Source organism: Delftia sp. (genome assembly GCF_059499305.1).
In genome coordinates, this window is record NZ_JCABYI010000033.1 from 79,985 (window position 1) to 103,366 (window position 23,382).

The following is a 23,382-nucleotide window of genomic DNA, read 5'->3' on the forward strand; positions in this document are numbered from 1 at the left end:
CGGCCTGGTGGCCCCCCTATTTGCCGGGCTGGCTCAAGGAGCTCACGCGCTCGCCCGGCGCGTGCCCTGCCCAGGGCGGTGGTCAACCGCCGAAGGCAGGTGGTGCGCGCCGTTCAGCGCATGGTCACGAACTCTTCTGCCGCCGTGGGGTGGATGGCCACGGTGTCGTCGAAGTCGCGCTTGGTGGCGCCCATCTTGAGCGCCACGGCAAAGCCCTGCAGCATCTCGTCCATCCCCAGGCCGATGCCGTGTATGCCCACGATGCGTTCCTCGGGGCCCACGCAGACCAGCTTCATGCGCGCGGGCTGGCGGTGGCGCGTGACCGCCGTGTACATGGCGGTGAAGGCCGACTGGTAGATCTTGACCTGATCGTCGCCAAATCGCTCGCGCGCCTGCGGCTCGGTCAGGCCCACGGTGCCGATGGGCGGGTGGCTGAAGACCACGGTGGGCACGTTGTCGTAGTCCAGGTGCTCGCCGGTCTTGCCGTTGAACAGGCGCTCGGACAGGCGCCGGCCTGCAGCCACGGCCACGGGCGTGAGTTCGATGCGGCCCGTGATGTCGCCCACGGCGTGGATGCCGGGCACATTGGTGTCCTGGAACTTGTCCACCGCGATGTGGCCGCTGTCCTGCAGCGCCACGCCTGCGGCCTCCAGGTTCAGGCCCGAGGTGTCGGGCCTGCGGCCCACGGCCCAGACCACGCAGTCCACGGTGTGGCTGCTGCCGTCCTGCAGTTGCAGGTCCAGGCTGCCGTCTGCGTTGCGGACCACGGCCTTCGGGGTGGCCTGGCGGTGCACGGCGGGGCCTTCGGCCTCCATGATCTCCATCAGGGTCTGGCTCAGCAGCGGATCGAATCCGCGCAGTGCCGAGTTCTGGCGCAGGAACAGATGGGTCTGCGAGCCCAGCGCGTGCAGCACGCCAGCAATCTCCACGGCGATATAGCCGGCACCCACCACGGCCGTGCGCGCAGGCAGGGCCTTGAGGGCGAAGAAGCCGTCGGAGTCGATGCCCAGCTCGGCGCCAGGTATGTCGGGCCGTGCCGGGCGCGTGCCCGTGGCGATGAGGATGTGGTCGGCACTGAGCCGCTGGCCGCCCACCTCCACGGTGCGCGCATCCACGAAGCGGCCAAAGCCCTGGATCAGCTCGACCTTGTTGCGTGCCAGGCCGCTTTCATACGAGGCATGGATGCGGTCGATGTAGGCGCTGCGGCTGTCCAGCAGGCGCTGCCAGTCCAGGCGGTTGACGGTGGCATCCCAGCCGTAGTCGGGGCCGTAGCGGTGCATGGCCTCGCCGATCTGGGCCGCATGCCACATGACCTTCTTGGGCACGCAGCCCACGTTGACGCAGGTGCCGCCGATCTCGCCGGCTTCGATCAGCGCGCAGTGGCGCCCGTGCATGGCGGCGCGGTTGGCCGATGCAATGCCGCCGCTGCCGCCGCCGATGACGATGTAGTCGTAGTGCTTCATGGAGATTCCGTGCTGTGTCTGAGCGGCCCGAATGCCGCAGCCGGCCATCTTGCCCTGTTCGCCGGCCAGGGGCCTGCGGCGGGGGCAATGCCGCCATCTCCGCGCCCAGACGACGGCCCGGTTGGCCGGCATATCGCCGCTTTGCAGGGCCGGGGGCAGCAGGCGTTTGGTGGCGAATGAACGGACGGTGGTGCGGCAGCCCGCGTTGCGCAGGGGGCGGGACGCACTGTCAAGAAAAGCGCAACGCGCAGTCAAGGCGCGGGCAGGTGCGGCCGCTAGGCTCCTGCATTGCCGGTACCCCCGGCACGGACCAGAAGAACAGCAAGTTGAAACGGGAGTGCATGTGAGAGAACGAGGCAGTCGCCTTCAGGCGGAATTTTCCAGGGCCATGATGCCGTGGGTGGTGGTATTCGGAGCCGGCCTGCATTGCGTCGCGGCCGTGGCCGCGCCGGCGCAGGGGCTGGTCATGACGGGCTACCAGACGCAGTCCAACGCTTGGTATACGTCCATGGTGACCGAATACACGTTCAGCGTGGGCGGCGTGGTGCAGCAAGGCGGCTCGCCGCCCTCCACTGCGGATTGGGTCACCCCTTCCAACTACTGGGATGACGGCTGGGGTCTCAACAGTTGGAACGAGGACTACACATACAGCTACCAGGGCCAGGTCCTGCGGACGAGCGATCCCATGGGAATTCCCGCAGCGGCAGCCTGGGCCACGATCAGCTCCTTTCAGATCGAGGGGTCCTCCCTCCCGCGCCCCATCGACAGCACTGTTTTCCACTATTCGCTCGATGGCATCCAGACCCTGCTCGCCATGGACGCATCGTCCATCCCCGCCAATGCGGTCTGGGCGGGTCTGTCATCCCTGTCCGATGGGTGGCATGCAGCGCAAAACCCTGGGTTTGCCGGCTATGTGCTGGGCCGCCCGGTCTTCAGTCTGGCTCCCGTCGTCGACCCGCAGGCGGGCGGTGTGACGGCCAAGGCCCGCGTGGCGCTGGACCGGGACGGCACGGGCTACTGGCAGGTGCTTGCTGCGGCCGCCGCGGCGCCGGATGCCGCCACGCTGCAGGCCGGCGGCTCCCCGGTCGGCATGACGGCAGGCGTGGTCCACGATATCGATATCGGGGGGCTGGCGGTGAATACAGCCTACAGGCTGCACTTCATCGCCAGGGATGGCGCAGGCCGCGTGCAGCCGGACGTGGCCAGCGTGCCCTTCACCACGCTCAGGCGGGAGCAGAGCATCGACTTTGCGCAGCCGTCGGCGCAAACCTTCGGCACGACATTCACGCCCGTTGCAACGGCTACCTCCGGCCTGGCCGTGACGTTTTCCGCATCTGCGCCAGAGGTTTGCACCGTCGATGCCGCAGGGGTGTTCAGCTTCCATTCCGCAGGCACTTGCACGATGACGGCCCGGCAGGGCGGCGACGCGACCTATGCTCCCGCCCCCGAGGTGGCTTACCCGGTGACGGTGCAGCCTGCTGCGCAGAACATCGTCTGGAGCATGCCGGCGCCCCTGGTCGTGGATGCACGGGTGGCTCTGAGCGCCGCCGGCGGTGGCTCGTCCCAGGCCGTGCAGTTCAGCTCCCTGACGCCGGCGGCGTGCTCCGTCAGCGGTGCCGAGGTGTCCGGCAGGCTGGCGGGTACGGACAACTGCCTGCTGGCCGCCGATCAGCAGGGGGATGCCAACCATCTGCCTGCGGCCCGGCAAGTCCTGTCCCTGAGCATCGGCAAGGGCCCGCAGGCCATTGCCTTCACTTCCGTGGCGCCAGCGGCCGCCAAGGTGGGCGATACCTATGCCGTGGCAGCAACGGGCGGGGCTTCCGGCAAGGCGGTGGTGTTCTCCGTGGATGCGGCGACGGCTGCCCATTGCACCATCGCGGGCGGTTCTGTCTCCTTCATTGCGCCGGGACCCTGCCGCATCCTGGCAGACCAGGCCGGCGATGCGAACTACGAGGCGGCGGCAAGGCAGCAGCAAAGCGTGCAGATCGCCCAGGCCACAACCACCCTGGCGATCACCTCGACCCCCAACCCTTCCCGGCCCGGCGACGATGTGACCATCAGCGTGTCGGCCGTGACCGGGGCGCAGGACCGACGGGGGGCGCTGCGGGCGATGGCGGCGGCGCTCCCCTCGGGCAACATCACGGTCTCGTACAACGGGGCGCAGCTGGGGTCGGCGCCCCTGGTTGGCGGCGCCGCCAGCATCACGGTCCGGCTGCCCGTGGCGGCCGGATCCCACGGCCTTGTGGTCGACTACAGCGGGGATGCAGTCCACGCCCCGATGAGCCAGGGCTTCACACAGGCCGTGGTGGCGGCGCCGGTGCCCACGCCTGTGCCGGCCCTGCACACCGTGGCGCTGGTCATGCTGAGCCTGCTGGCGGCCGGGATGGGGGCCGGCAGGCTGCGCAGGGGCCGCATGGGCGGGTAGGCCAGGCTGCCGGGCGGCATGAACCCCGGCGCGGCGCCTCAGGCGGCAGCGATGCGCCGGGCGATGGCCTGGCCCACCTCGGTGGTGCTGGCCGTGCCGCCCAGGTCGGGCGTGCGCGGGCCGCTCCTGATGACTTCCTCGATGGCCGAGACGATGGCGTCGTGCGCCGCGCGGCCTGCGCCCTGGCCGTGGGTCAGGAAGTCCAGCATCAGCGCCGCCGACCAGACCATGGCGATGGGGTTGGCGATGTTCTTGCCGTAGATGTCGGGCGCCGAGCCGTGCACGGGCTCGAACAGGCTGGGGAAGCTGCGGTCGGGGTTGAGGTTGGCCGAGGGGGCCAGGCCGATGGTGCCCGTGGTGGCCGGGCCCAGGTCGCTGAGGATGTCGCCGAACAGGTTGGTGGCGGCGACCACGTCGAAGCGGCCCGGCTGCAGCACGAAGCGCGCGGTCAGGATGTCGATGTGCTGCTTGTCCAGCGTGACTTCCGGGTAGGCCTTGGCCACGTCCTCGGCGCGCTGGTCCCACCAGGGCATGCTGATGGCGATGCCGTTGCTCTTGGTGGCCAGGGTGACGTGCTTGCGCTCGCGGCTTTGGGCCAGGTCGAAGGCGTACTTGAGCAGGCGCTCGGCGCCCTTGCGCGAGTAGACCGATTCCTGGATCACGATCTCGCGGTCCGTGCCCTCGTACATGATGCCGCCCAGCGAGGTGTACTCGCCCTCGGTGTTCTCGCGCACCACGTAGTAGTCGATGTCGCCGGGCTTGCGGCCGGCCAGCGGGCAGGGCACGCCTTCGAACAGGCGAACGGGGCGCAGGTTGATGTACTGGTCGAACTCGCGGCGGAACTTGAGCAGCGAGCCCCACAGCGAGACATGGTCGGGCACGGTGGCGGGCCAGCCCACGGCGCCGAAGAAGATGGCATCCATGCCGGAGAGCTGCGCCTTCCAGTCGTCGGGCATCATTTTTCCGTGGGCCAGGTAGTAGTCGCAGTGGGCCCAGTCGAAATGGTGGAATTCGAGCTTGATCGCAAAGCGGCTGGCGGCAGCTTCCAGGGCGCGCAGGCCTTCGGGCATGACTTCCTTGCCAATGCCGTCACCGGCGATGACGGCGATCTTGAATGTGTCTTGCATGGTGTCTGTCCTTGGATCGAATGGATGGATATGAAGCGGCGCCGCTGACAGCCAGGCCGCATGCATGGCATTGTTGGCTGCGCCAGGGCTAAATACAATCGGCCAACTGTGGTTCCATTATTTACAGATCGTGAATAAACAGCCGTCTCCCGAAGACCTGCGCGTCTTCACCGTGGTGGCCCGCAAATCCGGCTTTGCCGCTGCGGCCGAGGAATTGGGGGCTTCGCCCGCCTATGTGAGCAAGCGCATCCGCCTGCTGGAGGAAGAGCTGGGCGTGAAGCTGCTGCACCGCACCACGCGCCGCGTGGCCGTGACCGAGGAGGGCGAGCGCGTCTTCCACTGGGCGCAGCGCATCCTCGACGACATGGACCAGCTGATGCAGGAGGTGGCCATCACGCGCAGCGAGCCGCGCGGCCTGCTGCGCGTGAGCAGCAGCTTCGGTTTCGGGCGGCATGTGATCGCGCCCGCGCTTTCCAGGCTGGTGGAGCGCCATCCGGGGCTGCAGGTGCGGCTGGACGTGTTCGACCGGCTGGTGGATGTGGCGGGCGAGGGCTTCGATCTGGATGTGCGCGTGGGCGACGAGATCGCGCCCCACCTGATTGCGCGGCGCCTGGCCGACAACCACCGCGTGCTGTGCGCCGCGCCTGCCTACCTGGCGCGCCGTGGCACGCCGCGCACGCCGGCCGAGCTGTCGGCCCATGACTGCCTGGCCATCAAGGAGCGCGACCAGGCCTTTGGCGTGTGGCGGCTGCGCGCTGGCGCGGCCGAGCAGGCGGTGAAGGTCACGGGGCCGCTGTCGGCCAACAACGGCGAGATGGTGGTGCAGTGGGCCGTGGACGGTCGCGGCATTGCGCTGCGCTCGCTATGGGATGTGGGCGCCCATCTGCAGGCCGGGCGCCTGGTGCAGGTGTTGCCCGAATGGCGGCAGGAGGCCAATGTCTGGGCTGTGTATCCGACGCGGCTGCAGCTGTCGGCCAAGGTGCGGGTGTGCGTGGAGTTCCTGCAGGAACACTTCAAGAAGGAGTGGATGGCAGCCGCTCCCTGAGCGGGGCGGCTGCTGCAGCGGACTGGCCGGGGATCAGCCTGCCAGGGCGGCCTTCACTGCGGCGGAGACCTGGCCCATGTCGGCCTTGCCTGCCAGTTGCGCCTTGACCGCGCCCATGACCTTGCCCATGTCGCCGGGGCCGGATGCGCCCAGTTCGGCCACGATGGCCTTGACGGCGGTGGCCACTTCCTCGGCCGACATGCGCTCGGGCAGGTAGGCGGTCAGCACGGCCATCTCGGCCTTTTCCTTGTCGGCCAGGTCCTGGCGGCCCGCGCCCTCGAAGGCGGCGATGCTGTCCTTGCGCTGCTTGATCAGCTTGTCCACGATGGCGATGACGGCGGCGTCGTCCAGCTCGATGCGCTCATCGACTTCCTTTTGCTTCATCGCTGCCTGCAGCAGGCGGATGGTGCCCAGGCGCTCGCTGTCCTTGGCGCGCATGGCGGTCTTCATGTCTTCGGTGATCTGGGCCTTGAGGCTCATGGCTTTTCTCCTGAGGTGATGGCGTCGGAAAACACGGAACAAAAAACAAAAAACCCGCGCCTGGCGTCCCGAGCGCGGGTTTTGCGGCTGACGAGAGCCGGCTGGTCAAGGGCTGATCAGTACAGCTTCTTGGGCAGCTGCATGCTGCGAACGCGCTTGTAGTGACGCTTGACGGCGGCAGCCTTCTTGCGCTTGCGTTCGGCAGTGGGCTTCTCGTAGAACTCGCGAGCGCGCAGGTCGGTCAGCAGGCCGAGCTTTTCGATGGTGCGCTTGAAGCGGCGCAGGGCAACTTCATAGGGCTCGTTTTCTTTTACGCGGATGGTGGTCATTAGCTAGATTTCCAGATATCTGTGCTGACAGCGGGTTCCCGGGAAGATCGGGCCTGAGAGCCATGTTCAGCGGTTGGTCCCCGTCCAAAGTTAACTAGTATTGGCCGACGGGGCGATTGCCAGCAAAGCGGGCGATTATACGCGAGACGAAAGCGGTCTGACAAATCAGGCAGAAGGCAAGGCCTGCGCACAGGCGTACCCACTGGCCCAGGCCCATTGGAAGTTGTATCCGCCGAGCCAGCCGGTGATATCCACCACTTCGCCAATGCAGTACAGGCCCGGCTGGGTCTTGCATTCCATGGTCTGCTGCGAGAGCGCCCGCGTGTCCACGCCGCCCAGCGTCACTTCCGCCTTCTTGTAGCCTTCCGTGCCCGTGGGCACGATCTCCCAGCGTGACAGGCGCTCGGCCAGCTGGTTCAGGGCCTTGTCGGAGGCTTCGGCGATGGGGCGCTGCCAGGCAGCATCCTGCTGCACCCAGGCATCGGCCAGTCGCGAGGGCAGCCACTGCGCCAGTTCATTGGCGATGAGCTTGCGCGAGCGCGACTTGGCCCTGAGCAGCTCGCCCTGCAGGTCCACCTCGGGCGCGAGGTTGATGCTCAGGGGCGTGCCGGGCTTCCAGTAGCTCGATATCTGCAGCACGGCCGGGCCCGAAAGGCCCCGGTGCGTGAACAGCAGGTCTTCCATGAAGGCCATGCGTTCCTTCCTTTTGCCGCCGGGCCGCCCCAAGGCAGAAGCGGCCCCCTCGGGGGGCAGCGACCCGCGGAGCGGCGGAGCGTGGGGGGCACTGATCCTGGTGCTGATCTCCACGGGCAGGGCCAGGCCCGCGAGCTGGGCGTAGGGGGCCCAGGCGTCGCCATCGAAGGTCAGCGGCACCAGGCCCGGCGTGCGTTCGACCAGGGGCAGGCCGAATTGCTGGGCCAGGCGGTAGCCGAAGTCGGTGGCGCCGATCTTGGGGATGGACAGCCCGCCCGTGGCGATGACCAGGCTGGGCGCCTGCACGGCGCCCCGGCTGGTCTGCAGGCGGTATTGGCCGTCCGAGTGCGCCACGGAATCGACCTTGCAGGGCTGCCAGCGCTGCACGCCGCCGGCCTGGCATTCGGCCAGCAGCATGGCGATGATGTCTTCGGCCGAGCGGTCGGCAAACAGCTGGCCCTTGTGCTTTTCATGGTGGGCGATGCCGTGCCTGTCCATGAGCGCAATGAAGTCGGCCGGCGTGTAGCGCGACAGGGCCGAGCGGCAGAACTGCGGGTTGCCGCCCACGAAGTGCTTGTGGGGTGCGCGCACGTCCAGGTCGCGGTTGGTGAAGTTGCAGCGGCCACCGCCCGAGATGCGGATCTTCTCTGCCACCTTCTCCGCGTGGTCCAGGAGCAGCACCGACAGGCCACGCTGTCCGGCCTGGGCCGCGCAGAACAGACCGGCCGCGCCGGCGCCGATGACGATGGCGTCGAAAGAGAGGGAAGAGGTCACAAAAACGTCACTCGGGGGGCAAAAGGGCGCCCATTCTCGCGCAATGGCGCTTTTTCCTAGAATCCCGTGATGAATTTCCCATCGCACCAGCTGAGCATGACTGTGCTCATGTCGCCCGACATGGCGAACTTTTCGGGCAACGTCCATGGCGGCGCCGTTCTCAAGCAGCTCGACCAGGTGGCCTATGCCTGCGCCAGCCGCTACGCGGGCCGCTATGTGGTCACGCTGAGCGTGGACCAGGTGATGTTCCTGCAGCCCATCCACGTGGGCGAGCTGGTGACGTTCCTGGCCAGCGTCAACCACACGGGCAAGTCGTCGATGGAGATCGGCATCAAGGTGGTGGCCGAGGACATCCGCACCCAGGTGGTGCGCCATGTGAACAGCTGCTTTTTCACCATGGTGGCCGTGGACGAGAACAAGCAGCCGGCCGCCGTGCCGACGCTGGTGCCGTCCAACGACGAGGAAAGGCGCCGCTGGCACGCTGCGCTGATCCGCAAGGACCTGCGCCGCGAGCTGGCCCAGCGCTTCGAGCAAAGCCGCGTGACGGCCAGCAGCACGGTCAGGCCGGGCTGAGCGTGGAGGGCGCGGCGGGCGGCGGATGCCAGGTGCCGGGCGTGCCGCCCTGCAGCTCGTTCCGCACCTGTTCGATGACGCGCCTGAGGTCTTCCATGGCAGCCGGCTTGGACAGCACCTCGTCGGCGCCGGCCTGCAGGTAGCGCAGCGCTTCGGAGGCTTCGGGGCTGGCGGTCAGCGCGATCACGCGGCAGTGGCGCAGCTGGTTTTCGGCCTCGCGCTGGCGCAGGCGCCGGATGAACTCGAAGCCGTCCATGAGCGGCATGCGTCCATCGGTGATGATGAGATCGAAGGACTCGACCAGGCAGCGTGCCCAGGCTTCCTGTCCATCGCCGGCCAGGCAGATGCCGTGGCCCAGCGCGGCCAGCTGGCTCTTGAGCAGCTCGCGGTTGAACAGATAGTCTTCCACGGCCAGGATTCTGAGGTCGGACCCGGACCCGGGCTGTGATGCGGGCAGGGGCTCGGCACTGGCCTGGGGCTTTCCTTGCAGCGCCACCGAGGCGGGCAGGACCAGGGGCAATATTCCCTCTGACGCGGGCGTGACGTCGGCCTGCATGCGGTGGTCCGGCTCCACCAGTGGCAGGCTCAGCCTGACCGTGAAGCGCGAGCCTCGGCCCGGTGCGCTGTCCACCGTGATGGTTCCCCCCATGTGCTCCAGCAGGCGCCGCGTGATGCTCAGGCCCAGGCCGCTGCCAAAGGCCCTGTCCTGGTGGGCGCCTTCCACCTGCGAGAAGGGCTGGAACAGCCGGGCCTGGTCCTGCGGCGCAATGCCGATGCCCGTGTCCTCGACCTCCATCTGCAGCAGCAGACGGTCATGCCGGCTGGCGCCATGCGCGCGCAGGGTGACGCTGCCGCGCTCGGTGAACTTGATGGCATTGCTGAGCAGGTTGAACAGCACCTGCTTGAGATGCAGCGGGTCGGCCGTCACGCTGTGGTCCACGCCGCTGCCCACTTCGGTGCGCAGCGACAGCCGCTTGCCGTGGGCCAGGCCTTGCAGCAGCGGGGCCATGTCTTCGATCAGCGGGCGCAGTGCCACGGGCTGGAGCGTGGAGTCGATATGGCCCGACTCGATGCGGTGCAGATCCAGCACATTGCCCAGCAACAGCAGCATGCCCTGGGCGGCCTTGTGGGCGGAGGCCAGCATATCGCGGTGGGGCAGGCCGAGCTTTTCCCGGTCCTGCGCCAGTTCCAGCAGGCCGATGACGGCGCTCAGCGGCGTGCGTATCTCGTGGCTGGTGGTGGACAGAAACAGGCTCTTGGCCTGGTTGGCGGCCTCGGCGCGCCGCTCGGCCCGGCGTGTCCTGCGCATCTGGCGGCTCAGGTAAAAGCCCCAGACCAGGGAGATGACCGTGACCAGGGCCAGCGCCCCGGCCAGCAGCAGCAGGCGCTGGCGGTGCTCGCGCCAGAAGCTCGCGCCGTTGCCGTTATGGTGCGGCGCCCAGTGGTGGACGATTTCGGCCACCTCTTCGGGTGCGATGGACAGCTGGGCCTTTTCCAGGATGCCCAGCAGTTCAGGTTCGGCGGCGTGCACGGCCAGGCTGATGGGGCGGGTGTAGTCGTCCAGGATGCCGGTGAGCTGCAGCCGGCTGCCCAATTGCTGGGCGTTGGCATAGCGCGCCGCGTAGTCGTTGCCCACGAAGGCATCGCTGTCATTGGCCGCCACGCTGGCCAGGGCCTGGGTCAGGTCGGCATACAGCTGCAGCCGTATGCTCGGATGCTCCCTGCGCACCGTGCTTTCGAGAAAGAAGCCCGCCACCATGGCCACGCGCTTGCCCTCCAGTCCCTGGAGGTGGTGTATGGGCTTGTCGCGCGGGGTGCCTGCGTTGGCCTCGGGCCGCGCCATCACCACGACCGTGCTGCGCAGATAGGGCGGCAGCAGCCTGATATCGGGCGAGGCCGTGGGCGGCGAGGTGTACGCCGGGGTGAGCAGGGCCTTGCCGGAGCCCAGCATGGTTTCGAGTTCGGAATAGTTGCGCGCGGCGATGTACTCGAACTGCAGGCCGGCGCGGCGGCTGATCAGGTCCAGGTAGTCGGGGCCGATGCCCTGGGCCTGGCGGTCGGCATCGAGCTGTCCCAGCGGACCCAGCGAGCCGTTGAGGACCACGGGAATGCGCGGATGGGCATCCAGCCACTGCTTTTCCGAGGGCGTCAGCGCCACGCGGTCGCCGCCCAGCAGCGGGCGGCGGCTTCCACTCCAGCTGCGCAGGATGTCGTCGCCGTGCTGCACGGTGATGCTGGGCAGGGCCTGGTCCAGGTAGGCCTTCAGCTGTGCATCGCCATGCCTCACCAGCATGCCGAAGCCACGGCTTTCTATGGGCGCAAAGCCCTGCACGCGCAGGTTGAGCAGGTAGTTGGCCTGGATCAGGTAGTGCACCGTGACCGTGTCGCCGACGAAGCCGTCGATCTCGCCCAGGCTCAGCGCCTCCAGCGCGCGGCGGGGTGTTTCATAGGTCAGCAGCTCGCTGAGGGGGTAGGCGGCAGCCACCTGGGAGCGCAGCAGCTGGTCGGGCGTCATGGCCAGCCGCGCACCCCGGCGCCGGGCGTCGAAGGGAGCATTCGACGGGGAGACCAGCACGGGCTGGCTGGGCAGGTAGGGCACGCTCAGGGCCAGGTCGGCGCGCTCGGCTTCCAGCTCGGTGCCGCCGCAGGCCAGGTCGATCTCGCCGCGGCGCAGCGCATCGAGCACGGCCGCACGCGATCCATAGGACTTGAAGCGCACGGGCGTGGGAAAAAGCAGGCCCAGGTGGTCGGCCGTGATGCCCTGGAAGCGATCGCCATCGATCATGCCCAGCGGCGGATGGTCCGGCGTGGAAATGCCCAGCGTCAGCGGCCCGCGCGCCTGCAGCCATTGGCGGTGCGCAGGCGTGAGCCAGGGCTTGGCGCCTGCCGTGACGCGCGTGGCCAGCACCATGTCGGCGCCGCTGGCCAGGCCGGGCATGGGCATGGCCATGCCAAGTGCGCAGCCGGCCAGCAGTTGGGCCGCCAGGTGTCGGCATGCCGGCCACCATGCCTGCGTCGCTGTGGAAGTGAGAGTACGGCTTGATGTTTTCATTGAATCCCCCGGTGGCGCTGCCGCCGTCCGGCGCAGCTGACGGCCTGCGAAAACGGTCTAGACGCTGTTTTCGGCAACCAACAGGAGATTTTTAATGAAAACTAATGATTTTATCTATCGATAGATTTTTTCTTTGTTGCAGCTCGGCACTCAGGCGGCAGCAACCGCAGGGTTGGGCTGCCCCTGGGGTTCGGCCATTCCCCGAATGCCATGGACCACATCTCCAACGACGATGACGCTGGGGCTGCCCAGGCCGGTGTCGGCAATGCATTGCACGAGCGTGTCCAGCGTGGCCAGTGCATGGCGCTGCTGCGGCAGGCTGGCGTGCTGGATCACGGCCACGGGCGTGGCGGCGGGCAGGCCGTGCAGCAGCTCGGCGCGGATGTGTTCCACGCTGCTCACGCCCATGTAGATCACCAGGGTGAGCCGGGCATCGCGCGCGGTGGCGGCCAGCTGGCGCCAGTCCGTGCCGCTGTCGCCGGGCTTGGCGTGGCCGGTGATGAAGACCATGCCGTGCGCCCGGTCGCGGTGCGTGAGCGGCGCGCCCAGGCTGGTGAGCCCGGCCAGGCCGGCCGTGATGCCGTTGACGACCTGGACCTCGATGCCGGCCTCGCGCAGATGCTCCACCTCTTCGCCGCCGCGCCCGAAGATGAAGGGGTCGCCGCCCTTGAGGCGCACCACCGTCTCGCCATCCTGCACGGCGGACAGCATGAGCTTTTCGATGAAGGCCTGGGGCGTGCTCTTGCAGCCGCCGCGCTTGCCCACGTAGACGATGCGCGCCGTGGGCGAGGCATGGGCCACGATGGCATCGCTGACCAGGTCATCGACCAGCAGCACGGTGGCCGCCTGTATGGCCTTGAGGGCCTTGATGGTCAGCAGCTCCGGGTCGCCGGGGCCGGCGCCGACCAGGGTGCAGCTGCCGCGCCGGGCGGTGTTTGCGGGGGTGTGGGACGGGGTCGTCATGGCGGGGCTCCGTTTTTCTGGGGTGTTCAGCGAATCTGATCGGCAAGGTGGACGATGTGTTCCACCTGGCGCGTGAGCGCCGGCGGCACGGGCAGGCGGCCCGCAAGCACGTCCTCGGTGTAGCGCGCCGTGGTGTCCACGTCGATCTCGGCGGGCAGGCCCGGGACTTTGGAGGCCGTGCCGCTTTGCTGCTCGGCCAGCAGCTGGTGGGCGCCTGCGACGAATCCGTCGTAGCGCGGCAGCCGGCGCGGGTCGGCCGCGACCTCGCCTTCCAGCCCGCGCGAGAGCAGCACATTCATGCCCAGCGTCCCGAAGGTGCCGTGCAGCATGGGCAGGTACTCGGGATGGGTGTAGGCCGTCACCAGCAAGGACGGGCCGTCGCAGGGCGCCAGCAGCTTGACCACGCTGTGGCCCGGATTGCGCAGGCCGATGACCTCGCGCACGGACAGCAGCCGGGCCAGCGCCGGATGCAGGTGTTCGGTATGCAGATGGGCCACCTGGCCGCCATCGAGTGCCTGGGGTGCCTGCAGCGGCGCAATGCCCAGCGCCTGCAGCACATCGCTGGCCAGGATGCGCCGCGCCTCGGTGCGCATGCCGTGCAGCAGCACGGGCAGGCCTTCGCGCGCCAGCAGCAGGGCCAGCAGGGGAGTGAGCACGGGCAGACGGCGCGCGCCGTTGTAGCTGGGCAGCACGATCACGGGGCGGCCATGGGCCGAGGCGGGAAAGCGCGCGGCGCGCGCATGCACGGCATCCAGGAAGCCGCTCATCTCCTCGACCGTCTCGCCCTTGATGCGCATGGCGATGCAGAAGGCGCCGATCTCCAGATCGGTGACGCCGCCGTCCAGCACCTGGCCGAACAGGTCGGCGGCCTGCGCGCGCTCCAGCGCCTTGGCTCCGCGTGCGCCGCGGCCTATTTCCTTGATGTATTGGCTGATGCCCATGGCGTGGTGATCGTGGGTGGAATCCTGTGGGCGCATATTTTCCCGCAGGTTTCATTACTTTTCGCTATATATGCAAACCTGTCGTTCCATGGCCTCTTTCATGCCGCCTGCGGGCTGGGCGCAACGGGGGATGTGGCGCACCAGGCGCTTGAGTTCAGGCAGGCAGGAGCCGCAGTTGGTGCCGCAGCGCAATTGGCCTTGCAAAGCGGCCAGGCGGGCATCGTCGCTGCCCTCGCAGCGCGCAAGCACGCCTTCGATGGCGGCCTCGTCCACGTCGAAGCACGCGCAGACCTGGCGCGTGCGCTGCGCCAGGGGCAGCGGTGCCGAGGCCGAGGACATGAGCAGCAGGCGCCCATAGTCCTGGGCCGGCAACTGGTCCTTCAGCAGGGTGCCCAGCCAGCTGCCGGCGCGCGTGTCTCCGGCCAGCAGCAAGGCTTCGACCGTGGTGGACAGGCTGGTGCGGTCCAGCCGCAGCGCACGGCTGTGCTGGCGGCGGCGGTCGCTGTAGCGCAGGGTGTCGGCGGCATCCAGGCCCAGCAGGGACTCGATCTGCGCGATGAGGGCGTCGTCGGGCGCCTCATGCGCGGCGGCGCGCAGCAGCACGCCGTGGCGGGCGCGGGCAGCGTCCTGCAGCGGCACGGCATTGCCGAAAGGCACGCAGCTGGCAAAGCCGAAGTGCGGCATGAGGGCGGACAGCTGCTCGCGCACGGCCAGCACGCGGTCCTCGGGCAGCCAGGCCATGGCCAGCAGGGTCCAGGGCAGAGCGGCCTTTTGCAGCTTGACGGCCGTGTGCTTGAGTTCAGGCTGCTTGGATGCGGGGCAGAAGGCTGGCGTGGTCAGTGCGTTGAGGCCCCCCGTGGCCGTGCCGCCCAGGTACTCGCCGCCCCAGTGCATGGCCATGAAGAGCTGGGAGGGCGCGAGCGTGGCATCGGGCTGCACCGGCACCAGCAGGGCACCGCGGCGGCTGCTCACCTGCACCAGGTCGCCCGCGCGCAGGCCGCGCTCGGCCATGTCCTGCGGATGCATCTGCACACTGGGCTCGGCAGCCTGGCCGAACAGTCGTCCCAGCTGGCCCGTGCGGCTCATGCCGTGCCACTGGTCGCGCAGCCGGCCCGTGGTCAGGCTGAAGGGGTAGCTCGCATCGGGCGACTCGGCCAGCGGCTGCCAGGGCAGCAGGGCAAAGCGGGCGCGTCCATCGGGCGTGGGAAAGCGGCCGTCTTCGTAGAGCCGTGCGCGGCCCAGGGCTGCGCCTTCGGGCAGCGGCCATTGCTGGGGGCCTTGCGCGTCCAGCAGATCCCAGGACAGGCCGGTGATGTCCAGGTCACGCCCGCGCGTGCTTTCGCGGTGCTCGTTCCAGATGGCTTCGGCGCCTGCGGCGGCGTCCTCGGTGTCGTAGGGGAAGAGGCTGGGCCGGCCCGGGCGCAGCCGCGTTTCCATGCGCCGCGCGCAGTCCACGGCGATGTGCCAGTCATGGCGCGCGGCGCCCGGTGCGGCCACGGCGGGGCGTACGCGCGAGATGCGCCTTTCGCTGTTGGTCACCGTGCCGATCTTCTCGCCCCAGGTGGTGGCGGGCAGCAGCAGGTCGGCGTAGGCGCAGGTGGCGGTGGTGGCGAAGGCCTCCTGCACGATGACGAATTCGGCCCGCTGCAGTGCGCGCCGCACCAGGGCCTGGTCGGGCATGCTTTGCGCGGGGTTGGTGCAGGCTATCCACAGCGCGCGGATCTCGCCCTCGGCGGCGGCCTCGAACATCTCCACGGCGGTCTTGCCGGGCCGTGATGGCACGGCGTCCACGCCCCATAGGGCGGCCACTTCGGCGCGGTGGGCGGGGTTGGCCAGGTCGCGGTGGGCCGACAGCAGATTGGCCAGCCCGCCCACCTCGCGCCCACCCATGGCATTGGGCTGGCCCGTGAGCGAGAACGGTCCCGCGCCTGCGCGCCCGATCTGGCCCGTGGCCAGGTGCAGGCCAATCAGCGCGGCGTTCTTGGCCGTGCCGTTGCTGCTCTGGTTCAGGCCCTGGCAGTACAGGCTGAGCGTTGCGCCACGGGCGGCGCCGTCCCGCGCATCTCCTCCCAGCGCGAACCACTGCGCGGCCTGGAAAAGGTCGTGGCGGGGCAGGCCGCAGACCTCGCTCACGCGCTCGGGCGTGGCCTCCCGCACCAGGGCCTGCAGGTCGGCAAAGCCGCTGGTGTGGCGCGCGATGTAGGCCCGGTCCAGCCAGCCTTCCAGCTCCATGATGTGCAGCATGCCGTGGAACAGCAGGGTGTCGCTGCCGGGGCGCAGCGGCAGGAAGAGGTCGGCCATGCCGGCCGTGTCGGTGCGGCGTGGGTCGGCCACGATGATCTTCATCTGCGGCCGCGCGGCACGCGCCTGCTCTATGCGCCGCGTGAGCACGGGATGGGCCCATGCCGCGTTGCTGCCCACGATGAACAGGCAGTCCGCATGGTCCACGTCCTCGTAGCAGGCCGGTGGCGCGTCGGCGCCCAGCGTGGCCTTGTAGCCCGCCACGGCGCTGCTCATGCACAGGCGCGAGTTGGTGTCGATGTTGTTGGTGCCGATCAGGCCCTTGGCCAGCTTGTTGAAGACGTAGTAGTCCTCGGTCAGCAACTGGCCGCTCACATACAGGCCCACGGCATCGGGGCCGTGCTCCTGCACGATGGAGGCCAGCCTGCCGGCTGCCAGGTCCAGCGCGGCATCCCAGCTGATGTCCCGGGGCGCCGCCCCGCGCGTGGTGCGCAGGGCGGGCTGCAGCAGCCGGGTCTGCCGCGCCAGGGCGGGCGAGGCCGTCAGATGCAGCGTGCTGCCCTTGGTGCACAGGCGGCCGTGGTTGGCGGGGTGCGCCGGATCGCCACGCACGCCCGTGATGCGCGCACCATCGCTTTCGATGAGGACGCCGCAGCCTGTGCCGCAGTAGGGGCAGGTGGATCGGGTTTCTTGCATGGTGGGCCTGGGGTGGATGAGGGAAGGGCAGGGCACGGGGGCGGGCGCCGTCACGGGCCGCTGGCCGGGTCGGCCTGGCTGGCCTGGCTGGCTTGACTTTCGCCGAACATGAGGCGGTCGCGCAGTTCCTGCACTGCCACGCCATCGCGCAACAGGCGGAAGTACCAGCCACCGTCCTCGGTGTCGCCATACAGGCAGGCGCCGACCAGTCTGTCGCCGCGCAGCACCAGCTTGCGGTACACGCCCGCGCCGGGGTCGCTGAGCACGATTTCCTCCGTGCCCTCGTCGCCGCGGAAGTCGCCTGCGCTGAACAGATGAATGCCCGTGACCTTGAGCTTGGCCGAGGTCTGCGAGCCCGGATAGCGGCCGATGCCGATTTCGGCCAGGTGGTTGGCCAGCACCTTGCCCTGCTCGAACAGCGGCGCCACCAGCCCGTAGGCCACGCCCCGGTGCGCCGCGCATTCGCCCACGGCATAGATGCGCGGGTCGGTCACGGTCTGCAGCGTGTCGCTGACCACGATGCCGCGCTGCACATGCAGGTGCATCTGCTCGGCCAGCGCGGTCTCGGGTCGGATGCCCACAGCCATGACCACGAGCGAGGCCGGCGCATCGCGCCCGTCCTGCAGGTGCACGCAGGCCACGCGGCCCTGGCCGTCGCCCGTCAGCGCGCGGGTCTGGGCCTGCATCAGAAAGCGCATGCCGCGCTCGGCCAGCGAGGCCTGCAGCAAGGCGGCGGCGGTCTCGTCCAGCTGGCGGTCCAGCAGGCGCTCGCCCGCATGCACCACGGTAACCTCCATGCCGCGCTTCATGAGGCCGTTGGCGGCCTCCAGGCCCAGCAGGCCGCCGCCGATGACCACTGCCTGGCGGTGGCTGGCGGCCGCCGCGATCATGGCCTGGGTGTCGGCAATGTCGCGGTAGCCGAGCACGCCTTCCAGCTCGCGCCCGGGCACGGGCAGCATGAAGGGGCGCGATCCCGTGGCCAGGATCAGGCGGTCGTACCCGGCGCTCACCGGCTGTCCGGCCGCGTCCACGGCGTGCACCACGCGGCGCGCCCGGTTCACCGCATGCACGCGGCAGCCTGCATGCAAGGTGATGCCGTGCCGGGCATACCAGGACCAGTCGTTGAGGATGATTTCGTCCAGCTGCTGCTCGCCCGCCAGCACCGGCGACAGCATGATGCGGTTGTAGTTGGGGTGCGGCTCGGCGCCGAACACGGTGATCTCGTAGAGGTCGGGCGCGATCCTGAGCAGCTCTTCCAGCGTGCGCACGCCGGCCATGCCGTTGCCCACCATCACCAGCCTGGATTTCTTCATTGCGCCCCCGCATCGGTTCGAAAAGCAAAAAGGCGTCATCCCCACTGCGCGGCTGCTGCCTGCGCGCGGGTTGACGCCTTTGTCCCTGGGGCAGCGGCACCTCGTTGCGCCTTGCCCCCATGGCCTGCAATGGCCACGCACGGGATGAAGCAAGCGGCATGCCAGGGCGCGCAGCCCTGCGCGGGCGCTGTCCTGGGGGCTGCCGCCCGGCGGCCGAGCCATGGTGGTGCGTCGCATGCCTCAAGGCGGTGCGCCCGCTATCGAGAGCGCGCAATCAGATGTCTGAATCGAATGGAGGTTTTGTGGCGATTTGTTTCAAATGCGACGAATCGGGGTACAACAAGCCACCGGGTCCTGCAGTAAGCCAGGGCCGCAATGACGTGAAGGATTTTTCTTCTTCAAGGGACCACGCCTATGAGAGTGAATCTGCCAGTCAGCACGCGTGAATACGCATTTCCCAAGGGCCAGACCCTGGTGTCCACCACGGACCTGAAGGGGCGCATCCTCTACTGCAACCCGATGTTCATCGAGGTCAGCGGCTACGAGCGCGAAGAACTGCTGGGCCAGCCCCACAACATGATCCGCCACCCCGACATGCCCGAGGAAGCCTTCCGCGACATGTGGGCCACCATCTCGGCCGGCCTGCCCTGGTCGGCGCCCGTGAAGAACCGGCGCAAGAACGGCGACTTCTACTGGGTCATGGCCAATGTCACGCCGCTGATGGAAGGCGACCGGCCCTCGGGCTACATGTCGGTGCGCACCGAGGCCACGCGCGAGCAGACGGATGCGGCCGAGCGCCTCTACGCCACCATGCGCGCCGAAAAGGACGCAGGGCGCAAGGTCCACGTGCTGCGCGCCGGCCATCTGGTGCGCAACAACCTGCGCGGACGCCTTGCCAGCGCGCTGAGCCTGGGCCTGGCAGGCAAGCTGGTGCTGATCTTCTTCCTGGTGGTGGCGGCGGCCTTTGGCGCGGCGATGGCGGGAGGGCACACGCTGGATGCATGGTCCGCGCTGGCCTGGCTGGCGGTCTGCATCTTCACGGGGCTGGCCGGGGCCTGGGCGTACCGGCTGACCGTGGCGCCGCTGGCGCAGATGGTGCTGCAGGCCAACCGCCTGGCGGCCGGCGACCTGACGCAGACCATACGCATCACGCGCAAGGACGTGGTGGGCGATCTGCAGAAGGCGCTGAGCCAGCTCAATGTGAACCTGCTGTCCATCGTGCGCGATGCGCGCGAGGAAAGCGACAAGATGCAGATCTCCACGCGGGAAATCGCGCAGGGCAACCAGGACCTGTCCGCGCGCACGGAAACCCAGGCCGGCAACCTGCAGCAGACGGCGGCGTCGATGGAGGAGATCACGGGCACGGTCAAGCACACGGCCGAGTCGGCGCGCCAGGCCACGGACCTGGCCACCCAGGCCAGCGAGGTGGCCGAGCGCAGCAGCGGCGCCGTCGACGGCGTGGCGGCCACCATGAAGCAGATCCAGGCCGCGTCGGGGCGCATCGGCGAGATCACGCAGCTCATCGACTCCATCGCCTTCCAGACCAACATCCTGGCGCTGAACGCCGCCGTGGAGGCCGCGCGCGCGGGCGACCAGGGCCGGGGATTTGCGGTGGTGGCGGCCGAAGTGCGCAGTCTCTCGCAGCGCACGCAGGCAGCGGCCAAGGAGATCCGCGAACTCATAGACGACTCTGCCGCCAAGGTGCTGGATGGCAATCAGCGCACCGAGGTCGCGCAGAAAACCATGACCGAATCGCTGGACCTGGTGCGGCGCGTGAACCTGCTGATCGGCGAAATCCACAGCGCCTCCAACGAGCAGCTCAGCGGCATCTCGCAGGTCAACGCGGCCGTGGCGCATCTGGACAACATCACGCAGCAGAACGCGGCGCTGGTGGAGCAGAACGCGGCATCGGCCATGGCCTTGCAGGCCCAGGCGCAGACCGTGTCGGAGACCGTGCAGGTCTTCCGGCTGGACGCCACGGCCCGGGCACCGGCGGCCGTGGCCGACGCAGTGGCGCTGCGCCGGTCCATGAAGGCGCAGGCGCCGCTGCCGCCGCTGCGGCCGCCGCGCACCCAGCCGCAGCCGGCGCTGACCACGGGCTGAGCGCGATCCGGGCGCTGGAAAACATCGTTGACACTTGGGGCGCTGCGCCGTCATGCCCGCTGCGCCGGCCGGCGCTACCATGTGACTTTGTGTTGACCGGGCGACCGGATGAAGGAACGACCATGAACTCCAGCTCTTCCCTGGCCGCCGAACTGATGGCCCAACTGCAGGGAGCGCCCATGCAGCAGATGGCAGACCAGATCGGCGCCAGCCCCGCTCAGACCGAAAGTGCCGTGGGCGCGGCCCTTCCCGTGCTGCTGGGCTCGCTGGGCCGCAATGCGGCCGATCCGCAGGGCGCGGCCAATCTCTTCGGCGCGCTGCAGCGCGACCACGGCGCAGCCAGCGGTGGCGCCGGCGGGCTGGATCTGGGAGGCCTGCTGGGCTCGCTGCTGGGCGGCGGCGCAGGCGCAGGCGGCAATGCGGGCGGCGGGCTCGACGGCGCAGCCATCCTGGGCCATATCCTGGGCGGCAACCAGCAGCGCGCGCAGGACGGCCTGGGCCAGGCCACGGGCCTGGGCAGCGGCGGCGCGGCCCAGCTGCTGCAACTGCTGGCCCCCATCGTCATGTCCTTTCTTGCACAGCGCGTGAGCGCAGGCGGCATGGATGCCGGCGGCCTGGGCCAGGTGCTGGGCCGCGAGCATGCGCAGGCGCAGCAGCAGGGCGGCCTGGGTGGTGGTTTGCTGGGAAGCCTGCTCGATCAGGATGGCGACGGCCAGGTAGGTCTCAGCGATCTGATGAAGATTGGTGGCAGCCTGCTGGGCGGCCGCCGCTGAAGGGCCGCATTCACTGAATCGGGCAGGGCCGGTGCGTGTGCATACACGCGCTGGCCCTGTTGCTTTTTGGGCGCAGTTCGGATGACACTAGAACCGAATTGGCGAACGACTGAAAGGCACCCATGACAGCAGTTGCAGACATTCTCAAGTCCAAGGCCACCAGCGCGGTGTACAGCATCGCGCCTACCGATTCCGTGCTCGATGCGCTGCGGCTCATGGCCGACAAGGGCATTGGCGCCCTGCTCGTGATGGAGGGCAGCGAGATCGCCGGCATCGTCACCGAGCGCGACTACGCGCGCAAGATCGCGCTGCTGGGGCGCACCTCCGGCGCCACCCTGGTGCGCGACGTGATGACGCGCGACGTGCTGTTCGTCGGCCCCACCCAGACCACGCAGGAGTGCATGGCGGTGATGACCGAGAACCGGCTGCGCCACCTGCCCGTGGTGGACGAAGGCGGCAAGCTGCTGGGCCTGATCTCCATCGGAGACCTGGTCAAGGACATCATCTCCGAGCAGAAGTTCATCATCGAGCAGCTGGAGCACTACATCTCGGGCCGGCACTGAGCCGGGGCTCGGCCTGCCCGCCATGGGCAGGGTCTCGAAGGCGGCAGGACCTGCGAAGGTTCAGGCCGCCTTTTCCACATGCCCCTGGCGTGTGTAGAGGAAATCGATCACGGCCTTGCGGCACTGGCGGTAGAGGTCGTCCTCGGCCAGCGCCACGCGGTTGCGCGGGCGGGCCAGGCCGACCTGCAGCACCTCGCCGATGGTGGCGGCCGGGCCGTTGGTCATCATCACGATCTTGTCGGACAGCAGCACGGCCTCGTCCACATCGTGCGTGACCATGACCACGGTGCTTTGCGTGCGCGCCACGATCTCCAGCAGCTCGTCCTGCAGCTTGGCGCGCGTGAGCGCATCGAGCGCGCCGAAGGGCTCGTCCATCAGCAGCACCTGCGGCTCCATCGACAGCGCGCGCGCAATGCCCACGCGCTGCTTCATGCCGCCCGATATCTCGCCGGGCCGCTTGTGCGCGGCATGGGCCAGGCCCACCAGTTCCAGCGCGGCCAGGGTGCGGGCCTTGAGCTGGGCGCGGCTTTCCGTGCGGCCATAGACGCGCTCCACGGCCAGGTGGATGTTGCCCTCGCAGGTCAGCCAGGGCAGCAGCGAGTGGTTCTGGAAGACCACGGCGCGCTCGGGTCCGGGGCCCTTGATCTCCTTGTTGGCGCACAGCAGCACGCCCGTGGTGGGCGTGGTCAGGCCCGCGATCAGGTTCAGCAGGGTGGACTTGCCGCAGCCCGAGTGGCCGATCAGCGAGACGAACTCGCCCCGCGCAATGGTCAGGTCGATATTGCGCAGTGCTGGAAACAGGCCCTTGGCGGTCTTGAAGCTCTGCTCCACGCCCTGGATCTCGATGTACTTGGACGATGCATTCATGCCTTCACCTCTTCGAACGTAAATGCCGTTGCCAGCTTGACCAGGGCCATCTCCAGCAGCAGGCCCACGATGCCGATCACGAAGATCGCGATGATGATGTTCTTGACGTTGAGGTTGTTCCACTCGTCCCAGACCCAGAAGCCGATGCCCACGCCGCCGGTGAGCATCTCGGCCGCGACGATGACCAGCCAGGCCGTGCCCACGGCCAGGCGCACGCCGGTCAGCATGTAGGGCAGCACGGCCGGGAACAGGATGGTGGTGGCGATCTTCCACTCGCTGAGGTTGAGCACGCGCGCCACGTTCATGTAGTCCTGGGGCACGCGCTGCACGCCCACGGCGGTGTTGATGAGCATGGGCCAGATCGAGCAGATGAAGATGGTCCAGATGGCCGCCGGGTTGGCGCCCTTGAAGACCAGCAGGCCGATGGGCAGCCAGGCCAGCGGCGACACCGGGCGCAGCAGGCTGATCAGCGGGTTGAACATGCGCGACAGGAAGTTGAAGCGCCCGATCACGAAGCCGGCCGGAATGCCGACCAGGGCCGCCAGGCCGAAGCCCACGGCCACGCGCTGCAGCGAGGCCAGCACGTTCCAGCCCACGCCCTGGTCATTGGGGCCGTTGCGGTAGAACGGGTCGCTGAAAATCTCCACCGCCTGCTGCCAGGTCGCCAGGGGCCCCGGAATGCTCTGGCCGGAGCCCGCGGCCACCAGGGACCACACGCCCACGAGCAGGCCGAGGCCGCACAGCGGCGGCAGCACGGCCAGCCAGAAGGCGCGCGACAGCGCCGCCCAGTCGCGCGCAGGGGCGGGAGTCCTGGGCGTTGCCGGTGCAGCCTGCATGGCCGGGACCGGGGATGCAGCGGTGGGGGAAACCGGCGCAGGCGGGGCGGCGGCGGTGGAGGGCTCTGCCGGGAAGTGGAAGACGGCGCTGACCATGGTGTGTTCCTCGGTGGGATGGGTCTTCA

Annotated in this window: 18 protein-coding genes; 6 read left to right on the forward strand and 12 right to left on the reverse strand. The window is 68.8% G+C overall.

Annotated elements, in window-relative coordinates; genetic code table 11:
- Positions 1-113: 113 nt before the first annotated feature.
- Positions 114-1,463 (reverse strand): glutathione-disulfide reductase, encoded by a 1,350-nt coding sequence (gene gorA, locus AC5I49_RS23680; RefSeq protein ID WP_043791040.1) that lies wholly within the window; start codon positions 1,461-1,463, stop codon positions 114-116.
- Positions 1,464-1,851: 388 nt separating this feature from the next.
- On the opposite strand from gorA, the gene AC5I49_RS23685 reads away from it, so the two are divergent.
- Positions 1,852-3,888 carry an Ig-like domain-containing protein gene (locus tag AC5I49_RS23685; protein WP_495789987.1) on the forward strand — a complete coding sequence of 679 codons (2,037 nt, stop codon included), beginning with the start codon at positions 1,852-1,854 and terminating at the stop codon, positions 3,886-3,888.
- Positions 3,889-3,926: 38 nt separating this feature from the next.
- On the opposite strand, the gene AC5I49_RS23690 is transcribed toward AC5I49_RS23685, so the two are convergent.
- A complete protein-coding gene (locus AC5I49_RS23690) occupies positions 3,927-5,015 on the reverse strand; it encodes a tartrate dehydrogenase (protein ID WP_017406912.1) in 1,089 nt (362 codons plus the stop codon).
- A gap of 130 nt (positions 5,016-5,145) precedes the next feature.
- Here AC5I49_RS23690 and AC5I49_RS23695 point away from each other — a divergent pair, with 130 nt between their 5' ends.
- Positions 5,146-6,060 carry a LysR substrate-binding domain-containing protein gene (locus AC5I49_RS23695; RefSeq protein ID WP_017406911.1) on the forward strand — a complete coding sequence of 305 codons (915 nt, stop codon included), beginning with the start codon at positions 5,146-5,148 and terminating at the stop codon, positions 6,058-6,060.
- Positions 6,061-6,093: 33 nt separating this feature from the next.
- Here AC5I49_RS23695 and AC5I49_RS23700 read toward each other — a convergent pair whose 3' ends face one another.
- The 3 genes from AC5I49_RS23700 to AC5I49_RS23710 form a co-directional block, all read right to left on the reverse strand.
- Positions 6,094-6,540 (reverse strand): GatB/YqeY domain-containing protein, encoded by a 447-nt coding sequence (locus tag AC5I49_RS23700; protein WP_016449728.1) that lies wholly within the window; start codon positions 6,538-6,540, stop codon positions 6,094-6,096.
- A 116-nt stretch (positions 6,541-6,656) separates the two neighbouring features.
- Complete coding sequence (rpsU, locus tag AC5I49_RS23705; RefSeq protein WP_003052999.1) at positions 6,657-6,869, reverse strand: 30S ribosomal protein S21; 213 nt, start codon at positions 6,867-6,869, stop codon at positions 6,657-6,659.
- A 165-nt stretch (positions 6,870-7,034) separates the two neighbouring features.
- Positions 7,035-8,336: a BaiN/RdsA family NAD(P)/FAD-dependent oxidoreductase gene (locus tag AC5I49_RS23710; protein WP_495789988.1), complete on the reverse strand. Its 1,302-nt coding sequence runs from the start codon at positions 8,334-8,336 to the stop codon at positions 7,035-7,037.
- A gap of 69 nt (positions 8,337-8,405) precedes the next feature.
- On the opposite strand from AC5I49_RS23710, the gene AC5I49_RS23715 reads away from it, so the two are divergent.
- Complete coding sequence (locus tag AC5I49_RS23715) at positions 8,406-8,909, forward strand: acyl-CoA thioesterase (RefSeq protein WP_034347993.1); 504 nt, start codon at positions 8,406-8,408, stop codon at positions 8,907-8,909.
- Here AC5I49_RS23715 and AC5I49_RS23720 read toward each other — a convergent pair.
- The 5 genes from AC5I49_RS23720 to AC5I49_RS23740 form a co-directional block, all read right to left on the reverse strand.
- Positions 8,896-11,859: an ATP-binding protein gene (locus tag AC5I49_RS23720; protein ID WP_016453801.1), complete on the reverse strand. Its 2,964-nt coding sequence runs from the start codon at positions 11,857-11,859 to the stop codon at positions 8,896-8,898. The two genes, AC5I49_RS23715 and AC5I49_RS23720, sit on opposite strands and share 14 nt — an antisense overlap.
- Before the next feature lie 252 nt (positions 11,860-12,111).
- Complete coding sequence (cobA, locus tag AC5I49_RS23725; RefSeq protein WP_495789989.1) at positions 12,112-12,924, reverse strand: uroporphyrinogen-III C-methyltransferase; 813 nt, start codon at positions 12,922-12,924, stop codon at positions 12,112-12,114.
- A 26-nt stretch (positions 12,925-12,950) separates the two neighbouring features.
- Positions 12,951-13,865 (reverse strand): DNA-binding protein YbiB, encoded by a 915-nt coding sequence (gene ybiB, locus AC5I49_RS23730; protein ID WP_495789990.1) that lies wholly within the window; start codon positions 13,863-13,865, stop codon positions 12,951-12,953.
- 54 nt (positions 13,866-13,919) lie between these two features.
- Complete coding sequence (locus tag AC5I49_RS23735; RefSeq protein WP_495789991.1) at positions 13,920-16,802, reverse strand: nitrate reductase; 2,883 nt, start codon at positions 16,800-16,802, stop codon at positions 13,920-13,922.
- Positions 16,803-16,852: 50 nt separating this feature from the next.
- On the reverse strand, positions 16,853-18,115 hold the full coding sequence (locus AC5I49_RS23740) for an NAD(P)/FAD-dependent oxidoreductase (protein ID WP_495789992.1): 1,263 nt from the start codon (positions 18,113-18,115) through the stop codon (positions 16,853-16,855).
- A 414-nt stretch (positions 18,116-18,529) separates the two neighbouring features.
- Here AC5I49_RS23740 and AC5I49_RS23745 point away from each other — a divergent pair, with 414 nt between their 5' ends.
- The 3 genes from AC5I49_RS23745 (at position 18,530) to AC5I49_RS23755 (ending at position 21,554) form a co-directional block, all read left to right on the forward strand.
- Positions 18,530-20,218 (forward strand): methyl-accepting chemotaxis protein, encoded by a 1,689-nt coding sequence (locus tag AC5I49_RS23745; RefSeq protein ID WP_016449720.1) that lies wholly within the window; start codon positions 18,530-18,532, stop codon positions 20,216-20,218.
- A 122-nt stretch (positions 20,219-20,340) separates the two neighbouring features.
- On the forward strand, positions 20,341-20,991 hold the full coding sequence (locus AC5I49_RS23750) for a DUF937 domain-containing protein (RefSeq protein WP_016449719.1): 651 nt from the start codon (positions 20,341-20,343) through the stop codon (positions 20,989-20,991).
- Between the two features lie 122 nt (positions 20,992-21,113).
- A complete protein-coding gene (locus tag AC5I49_RS23755) occupies positions 21,114-21,554 on the forward strand; it encodes a CBS domain-containing protein (protein ID WP_016449718.1) in 441 nt (146 codons plus the stop codon).
- A 60-nt stretch (positions 21,555-21,614) separates the two neighbouring features.
- On the opposite strand, the gene AC5I49_RS23760 is transcribed toward AC5I49_RS23755, so the two are convergent.
- Positions 21,615-22,421, reverse strand: coding sequence for an ABC transporter ATP-binding protein (locus AC5I49_RS23760; protein ID WP_126311720.1), 807 nt, complete (start codon positions 22,419-22,421; stop codon positions 21,615-21,617).
- A complete protein-coding gene (gene ntrB / locus AC5I49_RS23765; RefSeq protein ID WP_250439166.1) occupies positions 22,418-23,353 on the reverse strand; it encodes a nitrate ABC transporter permease in 936 nt (311 codons plus the stop codon). Before ntrB ends, AC5I49_RS23760 begins: the two co-directional genes overlap by 4 nt.
- Positions 23,354-23,382: the final 29 nt, after the last annotated feature.